This window comes from Marinobacter sp. (genome assembly GCF_052094685.1).
In the GTDB taxonomy this organism is placed as follows: domain Bacteria; phylum Pseudomonadota; class Gammaproteobacteria; order Pseudomonadales; family Oleiphilaceae; genus Marinobacter.
The window spans coordinates 1-23,281 of sequence record NZ_JBQDKB010000057.1; the positions used below are offsets into that span (position 1 = coordinate 1).

The window sequence follows — 23,281 nt, forward strand, 5'->3', positions numbered from 1 at the left end:
CGATTCCTATTATAACAAACATGCGCCAGCGAATTAACCGGACGAAACACTAGGCCACCATTTCTTTAGGGCATTTTCGGTTTCATCAACCAAATACAGTCACCGTCTGGCGGCTGATTGCCAAAAGCTCACCCCGAGGCGTCCAGATCTCTGCATCATAATGGCAATAGCCATTGCCTGCCTGGTCGATCTTGGCTTTATACAGCAACCAATCATCAGCCTCTAACACCGGTCTCGGGTGGATAATATCGAGCGTCCATGTGAGTGAACTGGCCGGCACAGCGGTTTTAAAATGCTGAAGAACCGGCGCGGGCCAGGCATCCACTAGCGCCAGAACATGAGCATCCGTTAGTACTTCTGGCACTTCTCGAAAGCGCATCCATCCGCCCATCTCACGCCCAGTTCCGCCCGTAAACGGCATGCTCCCGTAGGCCCAGCGCATCTCGATGTAACTGATAAACCCCGGAGTCAGACCCTTGATGAAAGGTAACGCCTGGCACTGATCTACAGGTTTTGCTTCCGGAGCAGGCGCGCCGTCAACACTGACAACAGAGTCCCGGTCGCCAGCAAAAGCTGCCAAGCACACCAATCTAGGCTCACCGTTCTGAACAATCCGGCCCTCTACCTGGCTGACCGACCGACCTTCCCGGAGAACCTGGGCATCAAAGACAGCTGCCACATCAGGCTCTACCGGCCCCACAAAAGACACGTGCAGGGAGCGCATGGGTCTGTTTTCGGCGACCATACGTTCCATGCGATCAAACAGCAGTCCCGTCACCAGACCGCCAAACGTTGCGCGCCCCTGAGACCAGGCCACCGGCATAACCAACTCTTTGCTGGCACGACCAGCGGTAATCAGTTCATCAAAGGTCATAGTGACTTCCTGTTAGCAACCTATTGGTGAAAACAGAAAGATTGCCCAAAATATCAGAGCAACGCAATGCCAGCGCACCGGCAACTACCTACAGAGCACAAAATATTTTACGTATTAAAGCCAGCAAAAAGCGGTTATAATATCGCCACATAATGCATTGCCTGGGCAATGCTCTACCTCCCGAATTCCGAGTAAATCAATGTCTGAATTGTCCTTTGCCGAACTGGGGCTTGATCCAGCCGTACTTGAAGCTGTATCCGCTATTGGTTATGAAACCCCAACGCCCATCCAGGCCCAGTGCATTCCTGCGCTGCTCGCTGGCAAACATCTACTGGGCGTTGCCCAGACCGGCACGGGTAAAACCGCGGCCTTTGCTCTACCATTATTGAGCCGAATTGATGCGACAGTAAGTGAGCCTCAAATTCTGGTTCTGGCTCCCACACGGGAGCTAGCTATTCAGGTTGCGGAAGCATTTACCTCCTACGCCGCCAAATTCCGCCACTTTCATGTATTACCGATCTACGGCGGTCAAGATTTCTACCCGCAGATCAAAGGCCTTAAGCGTGGCGCCCAAGTTATTGTTGGCACTCCCGGCCGCATGCTCGACCATCTTCGCAAAGGCACACTGAAGCTGGGCAACCTGAAAGCATTGGTACTGGACGAAGCAGATGAAATGCTGCGCATGGGCTTTATTGACGACGTAGAGGCAATTCTTGCCAAGACGCCGGCCGACTGCCAGCGCGCGCTCTTCTCTGCCACCATGCCGCCGCAGATCAAAAAAGTTGCGCAAACCTATCTCAACGATGCCACTGAAGTAAAAATTCAGAGCGAAACTCGCACGGTTGAGCGTATTTCTCAGTTTGTTCTGCCCGTTTATGCAGAGCGCAAGTTAGACGCCCTAACCCGCATTCTGGAAGTGGAGCCAGTTGAAGCTGCCATCATCTTTGTGCGCACCAAAGCTGAAACCACACTGCTGGCCGAGAAACTCAGCGCCCGCGGGCACGCAGTAGCTCCTCTGAACGGCGATTTAAACCAGCGTCAGCGCGAGCAGACAGTTGAAGATCTCAAGCGAGGCAAGAAAGACATTATTGTTGCCACCGACGTAGCTGCACGTGGCCTGGACGTACCCAGGATCACCCACGTTATTAACTACGACGTGCCCTACGACACCGAAGCTTACATCCACCGTGTAGGCCGTACCGGCCGGGCTGGGCGCACAGGCAAGGCTATTCTGCTGGTAACTCCCCGCGAGCGGAGCTGGCTGCGCACTCTTGAGCGCGCGACCAACTCACCCATGGAAGCCTACGAACTGCCAACGCCTGTTGAACTGAAAAAAATGCGCGAAGAGCAGTTTGAAAGCCAGCTTTTGAGCTTTGCTGAAGACAAGAAGCTCGCCAAGGCCATGGGGCTCCTCGACGATATCGCCGAGCGCAACGAAATGGACATTGCCATGGTTGCCGGCGCATTGGCATGCTGGATGGAAGCGACACAACCTGGCTCTATGCCTCTGGAGCAACCAGAAGCTCTGCCAGTGGTATCTGCAACCGCACCCGCACGTCGTGACCGCAAAGGCGGCCGCCCAGGTGAATTCCGCAAGGGACCACCAAAAGGTGGTTACAAGGGACGCGGTGGACCTGGCGGTGCTGGTGCCCGAGGCAAACCACCTGGTAAAGGCGGCAAGCCTGCAGGTAAGCGGCCTCCTCGTCAGTCCGACGCCAAGCGCTGATAGACGACAAAGCTGTAGTCGTAAGGGTTGTTATCGGACGCGGAGAAATCCTCCCGTCCGATTTCTTCCCACTCATCCCAGTTCACTTCCGGGAAGTACGCATCGCCATCTACCTCGGCGTGCACCTGAGTAATGTAAATTCGATCTACCATGGGTAGAGCTTCGGTATAGATCTGCCCTCCCCCGATAATCATCACTTCATCACCACCATCCAGTTCAGCTTGTGCCTCGGCTTTTACCAGCGCTTCACTCAGCGATTGAACGGCAACGGTTCCTGCGGGTGCCTCACGGTCTGCATCCCGGGAAATCACTACGTTCATTCGGCCCGGCAATGGTCTACCAATAGAATCCCAGGTTTTCCGGCCCATGATGATGGGTTTGCCCATGGTGGCTTGTTTGAAATACTTCAAATCGCCCGGAAGGTACCAGGGTAGATTGTTATTTTTGCCAATAACCCGGTTTCGGGACATGGCGACTATTAAAGCTTTACGCATGCTTTTTCCTCTGGCTCAGAGCTGCGAACTTCGGGGCTGCAAAGATGCGGAAAAGGCTCTCCAAAAACCGCTGTAAATACGTCCATGTACGCGTGGCTCCGCACATTTTTGGAGAGCCTTTCCCGCATCCTTGCGATCAAATTGTGAGATAGGCCTACAAGTACTAAATAGCGATGGGCGCTTTTATGCTGGGATAAGGGTCGTAGCCCTCGAATTCGAAGTCTTCTAATTCGTAATCAAAGACTGAATCTGGCTTACGCTTAATCGCAAGTTTCGGCAATGCTCTTGGCTTGCGCTTTAGCTGCTCAAACACTATGTCGTCTGTTAGGTGGTTTTGATACAGATGGCAATCGCCAAAGGTATGCACAAACTCACCAACCTCCAAATCGCACTGTTGGGCGATCATGTGAGCTAGCAGTGCATAGGATGCGATGTTGAACGGCACGCCGAGCATTAAATCTGCGCTGCGCTGATACAGCTGGCAGGAGAGCTTGCCGTCGAGCACGTAGAACTGAAACAGACAGTGGCAGGGTGCCAGCGCCATAAGGCCTTTTTCAGCATTTTCCTGAGGACCAATCGATTCGTCCGGGAGTTCTGCGGGGTTCCAGGCGGAGACAATCAGGCGGCGGGAGTTTGGCTTGTTACGTATCTGGTCGATAACATCGCTGATCTGATCCACCACGCGGCCATCCGGGCATTGCCAGCTTCGCCACTGCTTGCCGTATATCGGCCCCAGATCGCCGTTTTCCAGCGCCCATGCATTCCAGATAGAAACTTTGCGCTCTTTCAGCCAATTGTTGTCCGTGGAGCCTTTCAGGAACCAGAGCAGCTCATAAATAATGCTGCGCAGGTGTACTTTTTTTGTAGTGACTAGAGGGAAGCCATCCTGCAGATTAAAGCGGATTTGGCGGCCGAAGACAGAGCGGGTGCCTACGCCGGTGCGGTCGCCCTTATCGAACCCGTTGTCTACTACGTCCTGCATCAAATCGAGATAGGCTTTCATTCCGCATTTCTCCGGTAAGCAATAAACATTAGAACCATTCCGGCCAGAATCATTGGGAAGGAAAGCACCTGCCCCATGGTGAGCCAGTCGAATGCCAAGTAGCCCAACTGCGGATCTGGCTGGCGCACAAACTCCACCATAAAGCGGAAAACGCCATAGCAAATCAGGAACAATCCAGACACTGCCATTCTTGGGCGTGGTTTGGCGGAGAACCACCAAAGGATGATGAAAAAAAGCACGCCTTCAAGAGCAAACTGGTAGAGCTGAGACGGGTGGCGTGCCAGCGCATCCGGCGCCTGGCGAAATACCATTCCCCAGGGTAAATCGGTAGGCTTGCCCCAGAGTTCGCCGTTGATAAAGTTACCAATCCGCCCCGCCCCAAGGCCTACTGGCACCAAGGGCGCAACAAAATCCGCAAGACGCCAAAACCCGGTTCCTATTTTACGGCCGTACCACCACATGGCGAACATAACGCCCAGCAATCCGCCGTGGAAGGACATGCCGCCCTCCCATACTCTCAGGAGCCACAGCGGATCCGCCAGGAAGGCGTCAAAGTTGTAGAAGATGACATATCCAAAGCGCCCGCCCAGAATAACCCCAAGCGCGAGATAAAACAGAACGTCGCCCATTTGTTCTTCGGTAATCGGAGACCAGGGCTTGCGTGCGCGCAGGCGGCCTAGCCACCAGCCAGCCAAAAACCCAACTAGATAGGTCAGACCATACCAATAAATTTTAAGTGGCCCGATGGCAAGGGCAACTGGGTCTATCTGGGGATGCTGAAGCATCAATAACCTCTTAACTTAGAAGAAAACGAAGACCAACCAGCAACAGCAGGATGGCAAAAACGCGCTTCAGCACTTTGGCATTAAGCCGGTGTGCCAAGTTAGCTCCCACGCGGGCGAACAACACGCTGGTAAGAATAATGCCGATCAGAGCCGGTAAATAGATAAAGCCAAGACTGTATTCCGGCAGTGCAGGCTGGGCCCATCCAGCCCACGCGCTACCAAGAGCGCCGGCGGCGGCAATTGGTAGGCCGCACGCGGCGGAGGTGCCAACCGCCTGCTGCATTTTAACATTGCACCAGCTTAGATAGGGTACAGTGAGGGTGCCACCGCCTATGCCGAATATAGCCGAGGCCCAGCCAACACCTGCGCCAGTCGCACCTAAACCAATATGACCTGGCACATTTCTGCCCGGCTTAGGGTTTACGTCAAGCAGCATCTTGATGCCCACCAGAATGACAAATGCACCGATAATAAGTTCCAGGGCAGCACCACTTAAAAGCGCGGCCGTCCAAGCACCGACAAGAGCACCGGCTATGATACCCACAGCCATTGGCCGGAAAACATCCCAGCGAATAGCGCCATGACTATGGTGGGATCTAATGGAGCTGAGAGAAGTGAAAACAATGGTCGCCAGTGAGGTGCCAACAGCCATGTGTGCGGTAATCTCAGGACTGAAGCCTTGGACACCGAAGCTAAAAATCAGTACTGGGACGATAATCAGCCCGCCACCAATACCAAACAGGCCGGCAAGGGTGCCTGCAAAGGCCCCCAGTACCATGTAAATGGAAAATACGGACAACAGGGACATAGTCGCTCACACATCCGAGAAAACAAGGCTGGTATGATACACATCGGCCGTAGCAACTTCACCACTGGGCAATGTCCCTATAAGCCTTGGAGAGCAACTTCGCATGTGCCTGATCGCATTTTCTCTTGGCCAAAGCGCCCGTTTTCCGCTGGTGGTTGCCGCCAACCGGGATGAGTTTTTTCGCCGCCCTACTGCGCCTTTGGATTGGTGGTCAACCGAAGCCGGCAATCGAGTGCTATCAGGCAGGGATCTGCAATCCGGAGGCACTTGGCTGGCTATATCCCCCGAAGGCCGGGTAACCGCCGTAACGAATGTTCGTGAAGGCACGCCTGAAGCCGGTCATGCGAGTCGTGGTGAGCTGCCCCTGCGGGCCCTTCGAGAGCCAGAATCAACGTTGCAGGAAAGTCTGACGAACACTTCTGCTCGGTACGCCGGGTTTAATCTTGTTAGCCTTAACGATACGGCTGGCTGGTACTTCAGCAACCGCGACGCTCGCCCTGGCCGCCGCATTCACCGTGGTATGTATGGTTTAAGCAATCATCTGCTCCAGACCCCATGGCCCAAGCTGTTGCGCCTCAGAGAGGCTGTGGGTCACACGGTGGCATCGGCCCGGGAAAACGCTCACGATTTACACAAAGACCTTACCCAGTTGTTGCAGGACACCACGCCAGCGCCGGATTACCTTCTCCCTAACACTGGCGTACACCGCGACACTGAGCGCTTTCTTTCGTCGCCGTTTATTACCGGCGCGGAGTACGGCACTCGCGCGACCACAATAGTGAGTGTCTCCCACACCGGCGAAATCCATGTTACTGAACAGAGCTGGGCACCTCTGGGCCGCCCGGAGGAATTCCGGGAATTCCACTGGCAGCGATAGCGCTCAGCCTCTGATATAATCCGCAAAATTCGTCCACCCGATCGGAGGGCCACCGATGGCCGGTCAACAAGACGCCACATCCATTGCCGACTTTGAAAAGTCTCTTGATGAGTTGGAAACGTTGGTTCGCAACCTGGAACAGGGCGAACTGTCCCTTGAACAATCCCTGTCTGCCTTCGAGCGGGGTGTAAAACTGACTCGTGCCTGCCAGCAGGCGTTGAAGAGTGCGGAACAACGGGTTGAGCAGCTGGTACAAAACGACGATGGCACGCTAGAAACCCGTCCGCTTTCACCGGATGACGCCAGCTGATGTCTAACGAGACCCCGTCTACCATGGATTTCCTGGAAACCTGTCGCAGCCGCGTAGATGCTGAACTGGATCGCCGTATTGCATCCGGATCTACTTCTGAACGACTTCAGGAAGCCATGCGCTACAGTGTTTTGGGTGGCGGAAAACGTATCCGCCCTGCGCTCAGCTTGGCGGCTGCAAGCGCACTTGGTCAGAGTATTGATGCTGCGCTTGTGCCAGCCTGCGCCATAGAACTGATCCACGCCTATTCGCTGGTGCATGACGATCTTCCTGCAATGGATAACGACGAACTGCGTCGTGGCCGGCCAACCGCACACATTGCCTTCGACGAAGCCACGGCGATTCTGGCCGGCGATGCCTTGCAGGCCATGGCTTTCGAATGGCTGGCAGAAACGCCCGATATCGAGACGCCCGCTCGGCTGGCGATGATTCAGGAACTGGCCCGAGCAAGTGGTCATGGCGGCATGGTAGGCGGCCAGGCGATTGACCTGGAATCTGTCGGCAAAAACCTGTCGCTGGCCCAGCTAGAAACCATGCACAGGCACAAAACTGGCGCGCTGATTGAAGCCAGCGTGCGCATTGGTGCGCTGACGGCACCCGGCGTTAGTGAACAGTCGCTAACCTCTCTGACCCGCTACGCTCGGGCTCTTGGCCTGGCGTTTCAGGTTCAGGACGATCTGCTCGACATTGAGGGCGATACTGAAACCATCGGCAAACCCCAGGGCTCCGATGTTGCCCGTGCAAAACCGACGTATCCCGCTTTGCTTGGGCTTGCCGGCGCACGAGAACACCTAGCCGCACTACTCGATAATGCACTTGAGAACTTGCAGGACTTTGGCCCAGAAGCAGACCCCTTGAGAGCCATGGCAGATTATGTGGTGGCAAGAACATATTGAGCCAGCCATTGAAGCCCGGTGCCACCTGAGCGCACACTGAACACATACATTTTCGTAACCTATGGCCCGGCAAGTGTGAAACAGGTGCCCCTGTTCCCCTATAATGCCAGCCAGTTATCGAACAGACCGGAAAAGACCCTAGCAGATGCAGGACACGTATATTTTTAAGGAAATCCCCGCTCAGCGGCCAAACACACCGCTGCTAGACCGGGTAGATGTACCCGCCCAGCTTCGGGAGTTGCCGTCTGACCAGCTTATTCAGTTTGCCCGAGAACTGCGGGCCTTCCTGCTATGGTCTGTCGGGCAAACGGGCGGCCACTTTGGTGCCGGGCTTGGCGTACTTGAACTGACGGTGGCGCTGCACTATGTGTTCAATACCCCAAAAGACCGCTTGGTGTGGGATGTCGGCCACCAGGCCTACCCTCACAAAATCCTTACCGGGCGCCGCGAACAGATGGGCAGCATCCGTCGCAAGAACGGCCTGGCTGGCTTCCCAAAGCGCACTGAAAGCGAGTACGACACGTTTGGTGTGGGTCACTCCAGCACGTCTATCAGTGCTGCGCTGGGCATGGCCGTAGCCGCCCGTCAGCAAAACACCGGCCGCAAGAGCATTGCCGTCATAGGCGACGGGGCCATGACAGCCGGCATGGCTTTTGAGGCGTTAAACCACGCCGGCCATCTGGATGCCAACATGCTGGTGGTTCTGAACGACAACGACATGTCGATTTCCCGCAACGTCGGTGGTTTGTCCAACTATTTTGCCAAACTGCTTTCTAGCCGTACCTATAATCAGGTGCGTGACAGCAGCAAGAAAGTCCTTCAGGGCACGCCAAACCTGATGGCGCTGGCCAAGAAAACCGAAGAACACTTTAAGGGCATGATTGTGCCTGGCACCCTGTTTGAAGAACTGGGTTTCAATTACATCGGCCCTATTGATGGCCATGACCTCCCTCTGCTGGTCGAAACCCTTGAGAATATCCGCGAGCTGGAAGGCCCGCAGTTTCTCCACGTGGTGACTACCAAGGGCAAAGGCTTTGCACCGGCTGAGGCCGACCCGATCGGCTACCACGCCATCAACAAGATTGAACCTGTGCCTGCCAACAAGCCGGAGCCCGTTAAGCCTACGCCCTCAAAGCAAAAGTACGCGAATGTTTTCGGGCAATGGCTGTGCGATGCCGCTGAGCAGGATGAGCGCGTGAGCGGCATCACGCCCGCCATGTGTGAAGGCTCCGACCTGCTGGCGTTCTCCGAGCGCTTCCCGGATCGTTACTTCGACGTGGCCATTGCCGAACAGCATGCTGTAACACTTGCAGCGGGCATGGCCTGTGATGGTGCAAAACCCGTGGTTGCAATTTACTCCACGTTTTTACAGCGGGGCTATGATCAGTTAATACACGACGTGGCCATCCAAAACCTGGATGTACTGTTCGCAATCGACCGGGCCGGCCTAGTCGGGGAAGACGGTCCCACTCACGCGGGCGCCTTTGATATCAGCTACCTGCGCTGCATCCCGAACATGGTGCTGATGACCCCCTCCGATGAAAACGAAACACGTCAGCTGCTTCACACCGGCATGTTGTTTAAGGGGCCAGCCGCCGTGCGTTATCCAAGAGGAACCGGCCCAGGTGCGGAGATCCAGCAAGAACTCACCCCTCTGGAGATCGGCAAAGGGCGCAAGGTTCGTGAAGGCAGCAACATCGCCATTCTCAATTTTGGCACGCTGCTCGCCCCAGCTCTGGCGGCAGCAGAAAGGTTGGGGGCAACGGTGGCTGACATGCGCTTCGTTAAGCCGCTCGATGAGGCCTTGGTTCTTGAGTTGGCAGAACAGCACGAACTGTTAGTAACACTGGAAGAAGGCTCCATTGCCGGGGGCGCAGGCAGTGCTGTCACCGAATTCTTAAACAGACAGGAAGTGTCCATGCCGGTGCTTCAGCTTGGGTTACCAGACACCTTCATTGATCACGGCAAACACGAAGAACTGCTCAGAGACTGCGGACTGGATACCGAGGGCATATTCTCCACCATAAGCACCCGAATGGAACGGCTGCAGAACCAGCGATTGAAAGCGGTTAAATAAAATCACCGCATAGCAAAAAGCCCGCTTTAAGCGGGCTTTTTTGTGCCTTAGGGCTAGCTACCCGAACGACAACTTAACCCTGGGGGCCGTCGTCCTGATGGTTCTCCAGCCAGTGCCCGAGCTTACTCTGCTTGGTATTCAGGTAATGCTCGTTATGGGGGTTGCGGCCAACCGTTAGGGGAACACGCTCGGTGATCTGGATACCGTAGGAGGTCAGAGCCTTTACCTTGCGGGGGTTGTTTGTCATCAGGCGCAAGCTTTTGATACCCAAATGCTCAAGCATATCCTTGCACATGCTGTAGTCACGCAGATCTGCCGCAAAACCAAGGCGTTCGTTAGCTTCTACAGTATCCGCCCCCTCATCTTGCAAATTATAGGCGCGGATCTTGTTCAGCAAGCCAATACCACGACCTTCCTGGCGCAGGTACATCAAAATGCCACGCCCTTCACGGGCAATACTGCGCAACGCCTCTTCAAGCTGATAACCACAATCGCAGCGCATGCTGTATAGCGCATCACCGGTCAGGCACTCGGAGTGGGTGCGAGCCAGCATGGGTTCGTCACCGTCTAGCGATCCCAGGGTCAGGGCTACATGCTCCTTACCCGTGTCCGGTTCTTCAAAGCCGTGCATATCGAATACCCCGAAAGGGGTGGGCAACCGGCAGGTCTCGATGTAACGAACAGCCACAGTGTTTCCTCGTGGTTCAATAAAGCGGGGCGCATATTCTACCATGGGCCGATGCGCTGTGCAGATACGATATTATCGCTCGCCCGCAGTCCAGTGCCCACTGCGACCACCTTTTTTCTCTAATAGGCGCACGCCGCCGATTTCCATGCCCTTGTCGACAGCTTTGCACATATCATACAGCGTGAGTGCCGCCACGCTGGCTGCAGTCAGTGCTTCCATTTCGACACCTGTCTGGCCCGAAAGTTTGCAGCGGGTCAGTATGTGCACCGATGCACCATCAGCCCCCGGAGTAAGCTCTACCTTCACCGAGGTGAGGTTTAACGCGTGGCACAAGGGAATCAGGTCGTGCGTTCTTTTCGCCGCCATAATCCCAGCAATACGGGCAACAGCCAGCACATCGCCCTTTGGGTGTTCCCCTTCTGTGATCATTCGGAGGGTTTCCCCGTTCATGTGAATCCGCGCCTCAGCGCGGGCTTCGCGCTCAGTTACGGCTTTATCCGTAACGTCCACCATGCGGGCTTCGCCCTTGTCATCAAGATGGGTCAATTTGCTCACGACATCTCCCGGGGTTCAGATTCAATAAGTGATTAAATAGTTGGCGGTATACATAAACACCAAGGCCGCCGAGCATACCAGAGGCGCCCTCTTACCCGACTGATCGTAATCAGCTTTGTGGCCACCAGTAACGGATCCCGGCCACGCCTTGGCCGCCCACCTGATGCACTTTGCCGAGATCTGCCGGCTCCAGCCCACCCAACCCAAAAACCGGGATTGGCGCGCGGGCAACGAGATCGCGAAATTGCACCCACCCCAGGCTCGCAGCACCTGGGTGGGTAGCCGTCGGTTTTAACGGGCCCAGGGTCACATAATCTGCACCAATGGCGACCGCGTGATTTATCTCGTGGGCATTGTGGCAGGAAACCCCCAACCAGACCCCATCGGGCACAGGTCTCGCCTCAAGCTTTTCGGCCTCACGCCAAGGCATGTGCAGCCCCGCCGCATCCGGGTTGTCATCGAACACCTCAGGCGACCCGTGAACCAGCAGCTTAGTGCCGGCTGCCTCACACAGATCCAACCCTGATTCCGCCAGGGAATCATAGTCGTCCTTGGCCAACTCCGGTGCACGCAGCAATACCAACCCAGGGCGGTCACTCTTAGGCAACCGGGTAAGCGCCGCACGCACCTGATGTGCGCCGATGTCAGCGGTGATATTGCCGGTTATTGCCAACAAGAAGGGCAACTGCAACGCCCGAATGATGGGCCGGTTAGCTGCCGGGAAATCTTCATCCCGCAGGCTGTCTGGGCTCACCCAATCGATGACCTGGCCTTCACAGCCATGGGCCTCTCCCTGGGCCTGCTCTGTTCGCCAAACATCCAGAAACACTCGCTTATCGCCATAGTCGTGGCGAATGCCGATCATCGGCTGCAGCGTGTCCGGCGGTATCTGCAGCCCGGTTTCCTCGGCAATTTCGCGCACCAATGCAGCCTGCACTGTCTCGTCTGGCTCAACCTTGCCACCGGGAAACTCCAGCAAACCGCCCTGGTGAACATGATCCGGCCGGCGGGCAATAAGCACCTGCCCCTCTCGAACAATCACCCCCACCGCCACATGGATTTCCCACACTCCCGCCTTTGTTGTCGTCATACCTAGCTGCGGTAGTCTGCGTTGATGGTTACATAGTCATGGGAAAAATCGCAGGTCCAGACCGTTTCGCTAACCTCTCCCCGTTTAAGATCGATGGCGATGACGATTTCCTCCTGATCCATGACCGCTTGGCCACGGGCCTCGGAATAATCCTCCGCCCGGCCGCCATCTCGTACGAGGCATACGTCCCCGAGATAGATTTCCAAAGCATTAACGTCCAGATCTTCAACGCCAGCCCGACCAACCGCCGCCAAAATTCGCCCCCAGTTGGCGTCTGATGCAAACAGCGCCGTTTTCACCAGGGGTGAGTGGGCTACCGTATAGGCCACATCCAGCGCCTCTTGCTGAACCGCAGCACCACTGACGTGAATAGTGACAAACTTGGTTGCACCTTCGCCGTCACGCACAATGGCGTGAGCGAGATTCAGGTAAATCGCTTTCAGCGCCTCCCGAAGCGCCGGCAAATGCGGACTGTCCAGCGTAATTTCCGGGCCATCGTACTGGCCGCTGGCTATTAGCGTGCAGGCATCATTGGTGGAGGTATCACCATCGATCGTGATTCGATTGAACGACTGCTCCCCGAGCTCCAATGCCAGCGCCTGCAAAGCATCTGGCGCAATACAGGCATCAGTGGCAATAAAACCTAGCATGGTGGCCATGTTGGGGCGAATCATACCCGCCCCTTTACTGATGCCAGAAATGGCGACTGCGTGGCCTCCCAGATCAATCTGCACCGAAGCGCCCTTTGGGCGTGTGTCGGTGGTCATAATGCCGCTGGCTGCTTCCGGCCAGCGGTTGCTCCCGACACTGGCTAGTGCATCTGGCAGTGCGCTTACGATTTTTTGAACCGGCAAGGGCTCACCAATTACACCCGTTGAGAAAGGCAGCACCTCTGCGGCACTCACACCGGCTTGCTCCGCCAATGCCTTACAGCAAGCAAGAGCGTCATCCATGCCACGCGCACCCGTGCCTGCGTTGGCATTTCCTGTGTTGATTAAAAGGTAACGCGGCGCTTTCTCTGCCAGATGTCGGCGGCTCACGATAACCGGTGCAGCGCAGAACTGGTTGCGGGTAAATAGGCCGGCTACTCGGCTACCCGGGGCCAGCTCAAACACCACCACATCGTCACGCCCGGGCGTTTTAATCCCCGCGCTGACAATACCAAGCCTGACACCTGCTACTGGAAAAAATTCGGGTAAGGTTCCTGGTCCAACCGCCATCCTGCCACTCCTTCTGATACTACGCCTGAAATGAATATGTCTGAAAACGAAAAACCCGCAGTCTGCCAGTCAACTGGTCGATTACGGGCTCCGTTCTTTACTTTATGTCAGTGTGGTGTGGTTAACTCACTTTGCCACAACACTGCTTGAACTTTTTACCGGATCCGCATGGGCAGGGTTCGTTTCGGCCCACCTTGCGTTCCTGTCGCACGAAGGTTTCAGGCGTCGTTTGCCGAGAATCGCCGGCGTCGCCGTCATCCCCGCTTTCACCTTCGCTCTGTGCGGTAGCGCTGGTCTCATCGTGGCGTAGGCGAGCTTTGGCTAGCTCCTGTTCAAGCTCCTCCTTGCGACGACGCTCAACCTCTTCCATCTCTTCTCGGCTCTGAACCCGAACGTGGCAAAGCACACGGGCTACATCACGTTTCATGGTTTCAAGCATGGATTCAAACATGTTAAACGCTTCGCGCTTGTATTCTTGCTTGGGGTTCTTCTGAGCGTAGCCGCGCAAATGGATACCACGGCGCAGATGATCCATGTTCGAGAGGTGTTCCTTCCACAGCGTATCCAGAACCTGCAGGAACACCTGCTTCTCAAATTTACGCATGGATTCGGTGCCAGCCACTTCTTCCTTGGCTCGGTAGGCGGCCACAATTTCGTCCAAAATTTTCTGGCGCAGGCTGTCTTCAAATAACTTACTGTCCTCTTCCAGCCAGGCCTGAACGGGTAAGTCGATCGACATTTCCGACTGCAGCTGAGACTCAAGACCCGCCACATCCCACTGTTCGGGCATGCTATGGGGTGGAATATGCTCACTTATCAGCACATCAACAACGTCCTCTCGGATGGTATCAACCATCTCGGAGACATCCTCAGATGACATGACTTCGTTACGCTGGTCATAGATGACCGTACGCTGATCATTGGCAACGTCATCATACTCCAGCAGCGTTTTACGCATGTCGAAGTTGCGGCCCTCAACCTTGCGCTGGGATTTTTCAATGGCGTTCGTGACCATGCGGTGCTCAATGGCCTCGCCCTTCTTCATGCCCATCGCCTGCATCAGGCTCTTAACCTTATCCGGCGCAAAGATACGCATCAGGTTGTCTTCCAGCGATAGGAAGAAGCGGGACGAGCCCGGATCACCCTGGCGCCCGGCACGGCCGCGCAACTGGTTATCTATACGACGGGACTCATGACGCTCGGTGCCCACAATATGCAAGCCACCGGCATCCAGCACCTGATTGTGGCGCTCTGTCCATTCAGCCTTTAGGCGTGCAACTTCTTCTTCCGTCGCATCGCCCATGGCGGACGCTTCATGCTCCCAATTACCGCCTAATACAATATCGGTACCTCGACCAGCCATGTTGGTGGCGATGGTCACAGCACCCGGACGGCCAGCCTGGGCAATAATCTGAGCTTCTGATTCATGCTGCTTGGCGTTAAGAATCTTGTGCTCAATGCGCGCCTTTTTCAGCAGCATGGAAAGCAGCTCAGACGCCTCGATAGAAGCTGTGCCCACTAGAATGGGCCTGCCCTCGCCCGTCACATCTTTGATCTCATCAATTATGGCGTGGAATTTCTCATCCTGGGTCAGGTAAACAAGGTCGTTGTAATCAATGCGCTGAATTGGCTTGTTCGGTGGTATAACCACCACATCAAGGCCGTAAATCTGGCGGAACTCGAAGGCTTCAGTATCAGCGGTACCTGTCATGCCGCCAAGCTTATTGTACAGCCGGAAGTAGTTCTGGAAGGTGGTGGACGCCAGTGTCTGGCTCTCTGCCTGAATCTTCAGGCCTTCTTTGGCTTCCATCGCCTGATGCAGGCCTTCACTCCAGCGACGACCTGGCATGGTACGGCCAGTGTGTTCGTCAACAATGACAACTTGGCCGCCCTGAACAATGTAATCCACGTCTTTTTGGAACAGATGGTGAGCCCGAAGCGCAGAATGCACATGGTGCAGCAGGCTTAGGTTGGCAGCGGAATAGAGACTCTCACCTTCTTCCAACAGCTCGCGGCTCAGCAGCAGCTCTTCTACCCTTTCATGACCCGCCTCAGTCAGATCAACCTGGCGTGTTTTCTCATCAATGGTGAAATCGCCAGAAGCTTCGCCGCTCTCTTCATTCACCTCACCTTTTTCAAGGCTTGGAATGAGTTCGTTAATGGCCAGGTATGCCTTGGAACTGTCTTCTGCCGCGCCAGAAATGATCAGTGGTGTACGGGCTTCATCGATAAGAATGGAGTCGACTTCGTCTACAATCGCGTAGTTTAGACCACGCTGCACCTTGTCATCGGTGCTGAATGCCATGTTATCCCGCAGGTAGTCAAAGCCGAATTCATTGTTGGTACCATACGTGATGTCAGCTTGATACGCAGCGCGTTTCTCTTCCGGTGGTTGGCCAGCAACAACGACACCTACCTGTAATCCAAGGAAACCATAGAGCTTACCCATCCATTCCGCATCGCGGCTGGCCAGGTAATCGTTTACGGTGATCACATGCACACCCTTGCCCGGTATGGCATTGAGGTACACAGCAGCAGTCGCAACCAGTGTTTTACCCTCACCGGTCTTCATCTCCGCAATCCGACCCTCGTGCAGGGTGATACCGCCAACCAGCTGCACATCGTAGTGGCGCATGCCCATAACACGGCGCCCAGCTTCACGAACCGTCGCAAAGGCCTCGGGCAGCAGCGCATCCAGGCTCTCGCCTTCATCGAGCCGGCGACGGAACTCAGCCGTCTTGCCCTGCAACTCGGTGTCCGCCAGATTGCCAAACTGCTCTTCAAGCTCATTAACACGCAAAGCCAGCTTGCGCATTCTCTTGATTTCTCTGGCATTTTTACTGCCGAACATCTTGGTTGCAAACTTTGAGAACATAGACCACTGCTTCTTTAATTAAACGGAGGAAGCCGGCATTCTAACCTTATTTCGTGATAGGACAAAAGGTAGGGCTCACATAGCCAGAGTTCAGGGGCTATCCTGCGCCAAATGCCGGGAGCTAACGAACCTAATGGGGTGCTGGGGAGTGGAGCAAACATCAGGCGAAACCTGAAAAATTAACGACTTGCCCTTTTGATGTACGTTTCCGGATTCTCGGTTTTGCCGTTGCGAATGACCTCAAAGTGTACATGAGGACCTGTAGAGCGGCCAGTGCTCCCCATCAGCGCCAAAACCTGGCCTTTTTGGACAACATCGCCCATCTTGACCTTAACGGTCTTGCAGTGTGCGTACCGAGTAACCAAGCCATCACCATGGTCAACCTCAACAAGGTTACCGTAACCATAACGCTCGGCTGCATAAGTTACTACGCCGCCAGCCACAGAAATAATGTCACTGCCATCTTTACCCGCAAGATCCACTCCCGCATGCCACGTGCGCTTTCCCGTAAACGGGTCAGATCGGTAGCCATAGCGCGAAGACAGCCAGCCCCAAGTGATCGGACGGCCTTCCAGATACAGCCCATCTTCCAGCTTTTGACGGGAAGAAACCTGATCCAGCAGCCGCAATTGCTGCTCACGATCCAGCATCTTGCTCTCTAGCTCATCGATCATCCGGGTAAGCTCGGGGGCCGAGAAGGAGTCGGTAGGGAGCGAATCCTCAGGACCACCAACCGCAGCCGGTTGGCTGAAATCGAATTCATCACTGGCAACCAGGCCAGATTCCACAAAACGCTGCCCCAGCGCATCGAGTCGCAATAAACGGCCCTGAATTTCGCCAAGACGCAGTGTCAAAGCATCTACCTGATCCTGAACGTTCTGTTGCACGCCGGCCAGCTCCGTCTTTTGTTCGCTGAGCTTACTTCGCCATTCTGCGACGAGTTCCGACTCTGAAGGTTCACGGGCGTCTACCTGGCTTACCGCCACGCTGTAGCCAGCCCAACCTGCAGCAACAATCAATGCTGCTCCCGCAAACGCCAAGACAAAGGCCACCGCGCCATTCAGCGCCAGCACACGGGATTTGCCGTGGCTTTTGCCAACAAGAATGATATTCATAGTGTTTTCTGACTTCATAGATGAGCCGCAACCGTTTCCTGTAGTGTCGCAGCCCGGAATAATCCGAGTGGGTTTGCCATCCTTAGCAACAACTACGTACTGATAAATCGTAGCGCCCGGTAGACATACTCATTTACAACAAGGTAAAACAAGAGCAGCGCTGGCACTACGCACAAAAGGTGCCGAAGTGTAACCAATCGTTATCGTGGCCGTCGAGAAGAAAACGCCTTATGAAACGAAAAAGTGAGCAAAAAATGACCTTCGACAACCTGGGAAAAACCCCGGTTTTGCGAGAATTGGTGGCGAAAGCCAACACTCACCGCATGGCAGAAGAACAGGTTATGGCTTCGTTACCGTCAGCGTTGGCGCCAGGCACTCGGTTTGTCTGCTGTCTGGAGGGAGAATTGACCTTGTCGGCAGAGAGCGCAGGAAAAGCCAGCCAGATTCGTTTCCGCCAGCACGAAATCATGGAAAAATTACGTGAGAACGAGCTGTTCCGATTTGTATGGAAACTGAAGGTAAAAGTTGTACCACCGCGGTTTCAGGACAAACCGCCAGCGAAAAAAATCCCTCTAAGCAAAGAAAATGCCCGGCTCCTCCAAGAGGAAGCCGGGCACACGAAGGATAAAAAACTACGCGAGGTTCTCGAAAAACTCGCAAGCCACGTCCGTGATTAAGGCTTCCAGCCTTAAACCGGTACCGCCAACACAGGCTTCATGTAGGAGATAGGTGCGGTTTCTTCGTTATCGAAGGTAACCACTTCCCATGCATCCTCTTCCGCTCTGAGCTTGCGCAGCAGCTTATTATTCAGGTCGTGACCGGACTTAATGCCACGGAACTCGCCAATCAGGCTATTGCCTAACAGGTACAAATCCCCGATTGCGTCTAGCACTTTGTGTTTGACGAACTCATCGTCATAACGAAGGCCGTCTTCGTTCAGAATTTTGTAGTCGTCTACCACAATGGCGTTATCTACACTGCCACCCAGCGCCAGATTCATCGCCCGCAGCTTCTCAATGTCACGCATGAACCCGAAAGTCCGTGCGCGGCTGACTTCCTTCACGAAAGACGTGCTTGAAAAATCGACGGTCGCAGTCTGGGCACGGCCTTTGAACACAGGGTGATCAAAGTCGATGCCAAAACTCACCTTGAAGCCTTCAAACGGCAGGAAGGTAGCCTTCTTGTCGCCCTCTTCAATGGTCACTTCCCGCTTGATGCGAATGAACTGCTTAGCAGCTTCCTGCTCGGCAATACCGGCAGACTGCAACAGAAAGACGAAGGGACCGGCAGAGCCGTCCATGATCGGCACTTCTGAAGCGCTCAGTTCAACAAAGCAATTATCGATACCGAGACCAGCCATAGCCGACAGCAGATGCTCTACTGTTGCTACACGGACACCGTCTTTTACCAGCGTCGTGGACAGCATGGTCTCACCCACATTTTCGGCGCAAGCCTTAATCTCGACCGCAGGGTCGAGATCGGTGCGCCGGAAAATGATTCCCGAACCTACCGGAGCTGGCTTCAGGGTAAGGTAAACCTTTTCCCCCGAATGCAGCCCGACGCCGGTAGCACGGATCGTGTTTTTTAGTGTCCGTTGTCTGATCATCGGTTCGTTATTCCGTAAAAATTGGCGATATTCTGAACAATAACTTAATGGCAGAATATCAAAAAATACGACTGAGTACCATTTGCGCAACCCGATATTGCCTGAATTTCACGCAATATGACTGTTGGCAATCAGCGCATCGCTATCCGATTTCGTGGTTCATCTGTACAGATGTCTACCCGTATCGGATGTTAGTTGCACCAGATTATCAGTCAGCCTGCCTGCGAAGGAATGCGGGAATATCGAGATAGTCGACGCCCTGCTCTTCGCTTTCTTTGCTCTGATCAATTGCCACATTACCGTGTGATACTGCACGGCGACGCAGGATTGCAGGGCGGTCCAGCTGGTTATAATCCGTTTTGCCATCCAGAGTACGGGTGTTATCCACCACTTTGGTCGGCTTTTCACGATCCCCGCCAAGCCCGGTGGCAACAACTGTCACCTTCAGCTCTTCGGTCATTTCCGGATCGATAACGGTACCCACAACAACCGTGGCTGAGTCAGAAGCAAACTCACGCACGATATCGCCAACTTCAGAGAATTCGCCCAGGTTCAAGTCCATGCCAGCCGTAATGTTAACCAGAATACCTTTGGCACCCTGCAAGTTAACGTCTTCCAGCAATGGGCTGCGAATAGCAGCTTCTGCAGCTTCCCGTGCGCGGTTTTCGCCGGTAGCGCGTGCCGTACCCATCATTGCCATGCCCATCTCGGACATAACCGTTTTAACGTCGGCAAAGTCGACGTTAATCATGCCGTTGCGGGTAATCAGATCAGCGATACCCTGAACGGCGCCAAGAAGTACATCGTTCGCGGCAGCGAAAGCGTCCAGTAGGCTGGTCTTTTTGCCCAGTACAGCGAGCAACTTTTCGTTTGGAATGGTGATCAGCGAGTCAACGCATTCTTCTAACTCTCTGAGCCCTGTTTCAGCCAGGCTCATCCGCTTACCACCTTCAAAGTTGAAAGGTTTGGTCACCACAGCAACGGTCAGAATACCCATTTCCCGGGCAACTTCAGCAACCACTGGTGCAGCGCCTGTGCCAGTACCGCCGCCCATACCGGCAGTAATGAACACCATATCCGCGCCTTTGATGGCTTCAGCGATACGGTCGCGGTCTTCCAGTGCGGATTGACGACCGATTTCCGGGTTCGCCCCTGCGCCCAAGCCCTTCGTAATGTTGCCGCCCAACTGGATGATCTGACGCGCATCCATATCAGTAAGTGCTTGGGCATCTGTGTTGGCGCAGACGAAATCTACACCTTCAATGTCACTGTTCAGCATGTGTCGCACGGCGTTACCACCGCCACCACCAACACCGATTACTTTAATGACAGCGTTTTGTTGGACATTATCGACAAGTTCAAACATTCCCCTTCTCCTTCGTGCTGTTTCAGCCTTGTTCCAGACTGTTTATTCGAGATTGTATTTTCGAGACACCTTCGTTTACTGCTTTCCTGGAACCGTCAGAAATGACCGGTAAACCAGGCTTTCATGCGTTCAACTAGCGAGGGTGCATCCTCACCCTTGAGCACTGGTGTCCGGCCAAGATCCATCTGCCGGAAACCATGAATCAATAACCCAACGCCGGTGGCGTATATGGGGTTATTAACAACTTCTGTCATGCCCGAAACTGCCTGCGGACAGGCCAGCCTTACCGGCATGTGGAAGATTTCTTCAGCCAACTCCACCACACCTTCCATGGTGGAGGAGCCACCTGTAATCACGATGCCTGCTGGAATTAGATCCTCGAAACCTGAACGGCGCAGCTCTGATTGCACGAGGGCAAACAGTTCCTCGTAACGCGGCTCAACAACCTCCGCCAGCGCCTGGCGTGAGAGGTCACGGGGGGCGCGGTCGCCAACGCTGGGTACCTTGATGGTTTCGTCAGCGCCGGCCAGTTGCGTCAAGGCGCAGGCGTACTTGATCTTGATCTCTTCGGCATTCTGCGTGGGTGTGCGAAGTGCCATAGCGATATCGTTGGTAACCTGATCACCGGCAATGGGAATTACGGCTGTGTGACGTATGGCGCCGCCAGTAAACACAGCGATGTCGGTAGTACCGCCCCCCATATCCACAACGCAAACACCCAGTTCTTTTTCATCATCCGTGAGAATCGCGTGGCTGGAGGCCAACTGCTCCAGAATGATGTCGTCTGCCTCAAGACCGCAGCGGCGAATGCACTTCTCAATGTTCTGAGCTGCGTTTACAGCGCAAGTCACCAGATGCACTTTTGCCTCTAGGCGTACACCGGACATCCCCATGGGTTCTTTGATGCCTTCCTGATTATCGATCACAAACTCCTGCGGCAAAATGTGCAGAATTTTTTGATCGGCAGGGATGGCGACGGCTTGAGCCGCATCTATAACCCGGTCGATATCCGCCTGGGTCACTTCCCTGTCGCGAATGGCGACAATGCCGTGGGAGTTGAGGCTCTTAATATGGCTGCCCGCAATCCCCGCATACACAGAGTGAATGCGACAACCCGCCATCAACTCGGCTTCTTCAACCGCGCGCTGGATCGCCTGAACCGTGGTTTCGATATTGACCACCACGCCCCGTTTCAGCCCCCGGGACGGATGGGAACCAATACCAACCACCTCAATGGTTCCGTCCATTTTGCGTTTGCCGACGATCGCAACCACTTTCGAGGTTCCGATATCCAAGCCGACAATCATGTTTTCCGTTTCAACCGATGACATGCGTTCCACCAAACCGTAGGTCTGAATTTGCTGTTTCTATGTTTTCGGGCCGGAAGCGGCCTGGGCCAGCTTCCATTGAACCGCTACACCGTTGGTATAGCGGGCATCTACCCGGCTAACTTCGTCCGACCGTGATATCAGCCGGTTTTCATACACTGTGATAAAGCGCTCAAAACGCTTCGCGACCTGATCTCGGCCGAGTACCACTTCAATTCCGTTCGAGAGGCGAAGGGTCCAGGCCCCCCGTCGCTCCAATGACAGCCCTGAAAATCCCAGGCCGTGCCCCACCAACTTGTCGCTCATGGTGCGGGCCATACCGATCACATCACGCACCCGCTCATCAGGCCCTGCAAGTGTCGGCAACCGCCCCGCCACCTCTGGATTGGGCGGCATGAACAGCTCGCCTGTACGGCTAACCAAACGACCGTCGGTCCAGTAGGCCAAGGGCTTTTTCTCCCGAATGTTGATTTCCAGGCGATCCGGCCATACTCGGCGTACCGCGACTGTCTCAACCCAGGGGCGCTTCTCAAGATCGGCCTTTATGTCCGACAGATCCGTCGAGAAGTAACTTTTGCCTATCCAGTTTCCTGCCTGACGCTCAATGGCAACCCGGCTGTCGCCGATGAAATCGCCGTTCACATCGATGGCCAAGATTTGCTGATCCATGGCACCCAGCACTTTGCCTGTTGCCCAAGGCACTAGGCCTGCCGCCAGTAGAATCGCGATCCCCATACCTGCTTGTAGCCAAGGCACAGCGGCCAATACAGCTTTCAACACACCAAACCGGTCTTTCTCCGGCCCAAGGGAGGTTGCTCCCCGGCGCCGAGGAGGGTCGGACGGTACCGCCCCACTCCGGATCAGCAGTGTCTCAAGCATTGGCGCCCTCCAAGGTGTCCTGGAGAATACGCACCACTAGCTCTTCAAAACTCATTCCGGCCGCTCTCGCAGACATGGGTACCAGGCTGTGATCAGTCATGCCCGGTACGGTATTCACTTCCAGAAGCCAAAACTCGCCGGTTGCATCCTGCATGATGTCTACCCGGCCCCAGGTGCGGCAGCCCACTACCCGAAAAGCTTCCAGCGCGAGATTCTGTAATCTCACTTCATCCTGAGGCGCTAGACCACAAGGAATCCGGTAGCGAGTGTCGTCCGCCAGATATTTGGCGTCGTAGTCGTAGAACACATGATCGGTGCTCAGCCCAATGGCTGGCAGTGCACTGTCCTGCAACAAGCTGACGGTATATTCCGGCCCTTCTATCCACTCTTCTATCAGTACCGAGGTATCCAACGCGGCTGCAACCTCATAGGCCTCAACCAGCTCAGCCACGGTATTCACCTTGCGAATACCAATGCTGGAACCTTCTCGGGACGGCTTAACACTCAATGGCGGACGCAGCTCCTGAACAATTTGCTCAGCTTCATCCGCAGCAGACATGGTTCTGAATTTCGGTGTTGGCAGGCCACAGCCAGCAAACACATATTTTGTGCGAAGTTTGTCCATCGCCAAAGCCGACGCCATTACTTCGCTGCCGGTATAGGGAATACCCGCCTGGGACAGAATGGCTTGCAGCGTTCCGTCTTCGCC

At 54.9% G+C, this 23,281-nt stretch carries 21 protein-coding genes and 1 pseudogene; 6 read left to right on the forward strand and 16 right to left on the reverse strand.

Annotated elements, in window-relative coordinates:
* Positions 1–85: 85 nt before the first annotated feature.
* Entirely contained in the window at positions 86–874 is a 789-nt protein-coding gene (locus tag ACTH3S_RS12090; protein WP_441809265.1) for an acyl-CoA thioesterase, read from the reverse strand.
* A 199-nt stretch (positions 875–1,073) separates the two neighbouring features.
* Here ACTH3S_RS12090 and ACTH3S_RS12095 point away from each other — a divergent pair, with 199 nt between their 5' ends.
* The gene (locus ACTH3S_RS12095; protein ID WP_441809266.1) at positions 1,074–2,600 is read left to right on the forward strand and encodes a DEAD/DEAH box helicase; all 1,527 of its coding nucleotides are present in this window, start codon (positions 1,074–1,076) and stop codon (positions 2,598–2,600) included.
* Here the strand turns inward: ACTH3S_RS12095 and ACTH3S_RS12100 are convergent.
* From ACTH3S_RS12100 to ACTH3S_RS12115, 4 genes are all read right to left on the reverse strand, one after another.
* Entirely contained in the window at positions 2,579–3,094 is a 516-nt protein-coding gene (locus ACTH3S_RS12100) for a dihydrofolate reductase (RefSeq protein ID WP_441809267.1), read from the reverse strand. The genes ACTH3S_RS12095 and ACTH3S_RS12100 overlap by 22 nt on opposite strands.
* A 163-nt stretch (positions 3,095–3,257) precedes the next feature.
* Positions 3,258–4,097, reverse strand: a complete 840-nt coding sequence (locus ACTH3S_RS12105) for a thymidylate synthase (protein ID WP_441809268.1) — start codon at positions 4,095–4,097, stop codon at positions 3,258–3,260.
* Positions 4,094–4,882: a prolipoprotein diacylglyceryl transferase gene (gene lgt, locus ACTH3S_RS12110; RefSeq protein ID WP_441809269.1), complete on the reverse strand. Its 789-nt coding sequence runs from the start codon at positions 4,880–4,882 to the stop codon at positions 4,094–4,096. The genes ACTH3S_RS12105 and lgt overlap by 4 nt, the downstream gene beginning before the upstream one ends.
* A 10-nt stretch (positions 4,883–4,892) precedes the next feature.
* On the reverse strand, positions 4,893–5,690 hold the full coding sequence (locus ACTH3S_RS12115; RefSeq protein ID WP_441809270.1) for a sulfite exporter TauE/SafE family protein: 798 nt from the start codon (positions 5,688–5,690) through the stop codon (positions 4,893–4,895).
* Between the two features lie 103 nt (positions 5,691–5,793).
* On the opposite strand from ACTH3S_RS12115, the gene ACTH3S_RS12120 reads away from it, so the two are divergent.
* The 4 genes from ACTH3S_RS12120 (at position 5,794) to dxs (ending at position 9,850) form a co-directional block, all read left to right on the forward strand.
* Positions 5,794–6,567: an NRDE family protein gene (locus ACTH3S_RS12120; protein ID WP_441809271.1), complete on the forward strand. Its 774-nt coding sequence runs from the start codon at positions 5,794–5,796 to the stop codon at positions 6,565–6,567.
* Positions 6,568–6,622: 55 nt separating this feature from the next.
* Entirely contained in the window at positions 6,623–6,877 is a 255-nt protein-coding gene (locus ACTH3S_RS12125) for an exodeoxyribonuclease VII small subunit (RefSeq protein WP_441809272.1), read from the forward strand.
* Positions 6,877–7,773 carry a (2E,6E)-farnesyl diphosphate synthase gene (gene ispA / locus ACTH3S_RS12130; RefSeq protein ID WP_441809273.1) on the forward strand — a complete coding sequence of 299 codons (897 nt, stop codon included), beginning with the start codon at positions 6,877–6,879 and terminating at the stop codon, positions 7,771–7,773. Before ACTH3S_RS12125 ends, ispA begins: the two co-directional genes overlap by 1 nt.
* A gap of 145 nt (positions 7,774–7,918) precedes the next feature.
* Positions 7,919–9,850, forward strand: coding sequence for a 1-deoxy-D-xylulose-5-phosphate synthase (dxs, locus tag ACTH3S_RS12135; protein ID WP_441809274.1), 1,932 nt, complete (start codon positions 7,919–7,921; stop codon positions 9,848–9,850).
* Between the two features lie 73 nt (positions 9,851–9,923).
* Here dxs and ribA read toward each other — a convergent pair whose 3' ends face one another.
* The 6 genes from ribA to ACTH3S_RS12165 all read right to left on the reverse strand — a co-directional run bounded on the left by ribA (position 9,924) and on the right by ACTH3S_RS12165 (position 17,411).
* A complete protein-coding gene (gene ribA, locus ACTH3S_RS12140; RefSeq protein ID WP_441809275.1) occupies positions 9,924–10,538 on the reverse strand; it encodes a GTP cyclohydrolase II in 615 nt (204 codons plus the stop codon).
* A gap of 72 nt (positions 10,539–10,610) precedes the next feature.
* A complete protein-coding gene (moaC, locus tag ACTH3S_RS12145; protein ID WP_441809276.1) occupies positions 10,611–11,093 on the reverse strand; it encodes a cyclic pyranopterin monophosphate synthase MoaC in 483 nt (160 codons plus the stop codon).
* A 109-nt stretch (positions 11,094–11,202) separates the two neighbouring features.
* On the reverse strand, positions 11,203–12,183 hold the full coding sequence (locus tag ACTH3S_RS12150) for a Nudix family hydrolase (RefSeq protein ID WP_441809277.1): 981 nt from the start codon (positions 12,181–12,183) through the stop codon (positions 11,203–11,205).
* A 2-nt stretch (positions 12,184–12,185) separates the two neighbouring features.
* A complete protein-coding gene (argJ, locus tag ACTH3S_RS12155; protein ID WP_441809278.1) occupies positions 12,186–13,403 on the reverse strand; it encodes a bifunctional glutamate N-acetyltransferase/amino-acid acetyltransferase ArgJ in 1,218 nt (405 codons plus the stop codon).
* A gap of 121 nt (positions 13,404–13,524) precedes the next feature.
* The gene (gene secA / locus ACTH3S_RS12160; protein WP_441809279.1) at positions 13,525–16,278 is read right to left on the reverse strand and encodes a preprotein translocase subunit SecA; all 2,754 of its coding nucleotides are present in this window, start codon (positions 16,276–16,278) and stop codon (positions 13,525–13,527) included.
* A gap of 179 nt (positions 16,279–16,457) precedes the next feature.
* Positions 16,458–17,411 (reverse strand): M23 family metallopeptidase, encoded by a 954-nt coding sequence (locus ACTH3S_RS12165; protein ID WP_441809280.1) that lies wholly within the window; start codon positions 17,409–17,411, stop codon positions 16,458–16,460.
* 212 nt (positions 17,412–17,623) lie between these two features.
* Here ACTH3S_RS12165 and ACTH3S_RS12170 point away from each other — a divergent pair, with 212 nt between their 5' ends.
* A complete protein-coding gene (locus tag ACTH3S_RS12170) occupies positions 17,624–18,070 on the forward strand; it encodes a DciA family protein (protein WP_441809281.1) in 447 nt (148 codons plus the stop codon).
* Positions 18,071–18,081: 11 nt separating this feature from the next.
* On the opposite strand, the gene lpxC is transcribed toward ACTH3S_RS12170, so the two are convergent.
* From lpxC to ACTH3S_RS12195, 5 genes and pseudogenes are all read right to left on the reverse strand, one after another.
* Entirely contained in the window at positions 18,082–18,999 is a 918-nt protein-coding gene (lpxC, locus tag ACTH3S_RS12175; RefSeq protein WP_441809282.1) for a UDP-3-O-acyl-N-acetylglucosamine deacetylase, read from the reverse strand.
* 324 nt (positions 19,000–19,323) lie between these two features.
* A pseudogene (gene ftsZ / locus ACTH3S_RS12180) lies at positions 19,324–20,365 on the reverse strand (cell division protein FtsZ); the annotation flags it as partial.
* A 95-nt stretch (positions 20,366–20,460) separates the two neighbouring features.
* Positions 20,461–21,696, reverse strand: a complete 1,236-nt coding sequence (ftsA, locus tag ACTH3S_RS12185; RefSeq protein ID WP_441809283.1) for a cell division protein FtsA — start codon at positions 21,694–21,696, stop codon at positions 20,461–20,463.
* Between the two features lie 36 nt (positions 21,697–21,732).
* A complete protein-coding gene (locus ACTH3S_RS12190; RefSeq protein ID WP_441809284.1) occupies positions 21,733–22,572 on the reverse strand; it encodes a cell division protein FtsQ/DivIB in 840 nt (279 codons plus the stop codon).
* Positions 22,565–23,281 (reverse strand): D-alanine--D-alanine ligase (locus tag ACTH3S_RS12195; RefSeq protein WP_441809285.1); only part of this gene is annotated, 717 nt, incomplete at its 5' end. The genes ACTH3S_RS12190 and ACTH3S_RS12195, both read right to left, overlap by 8 nt.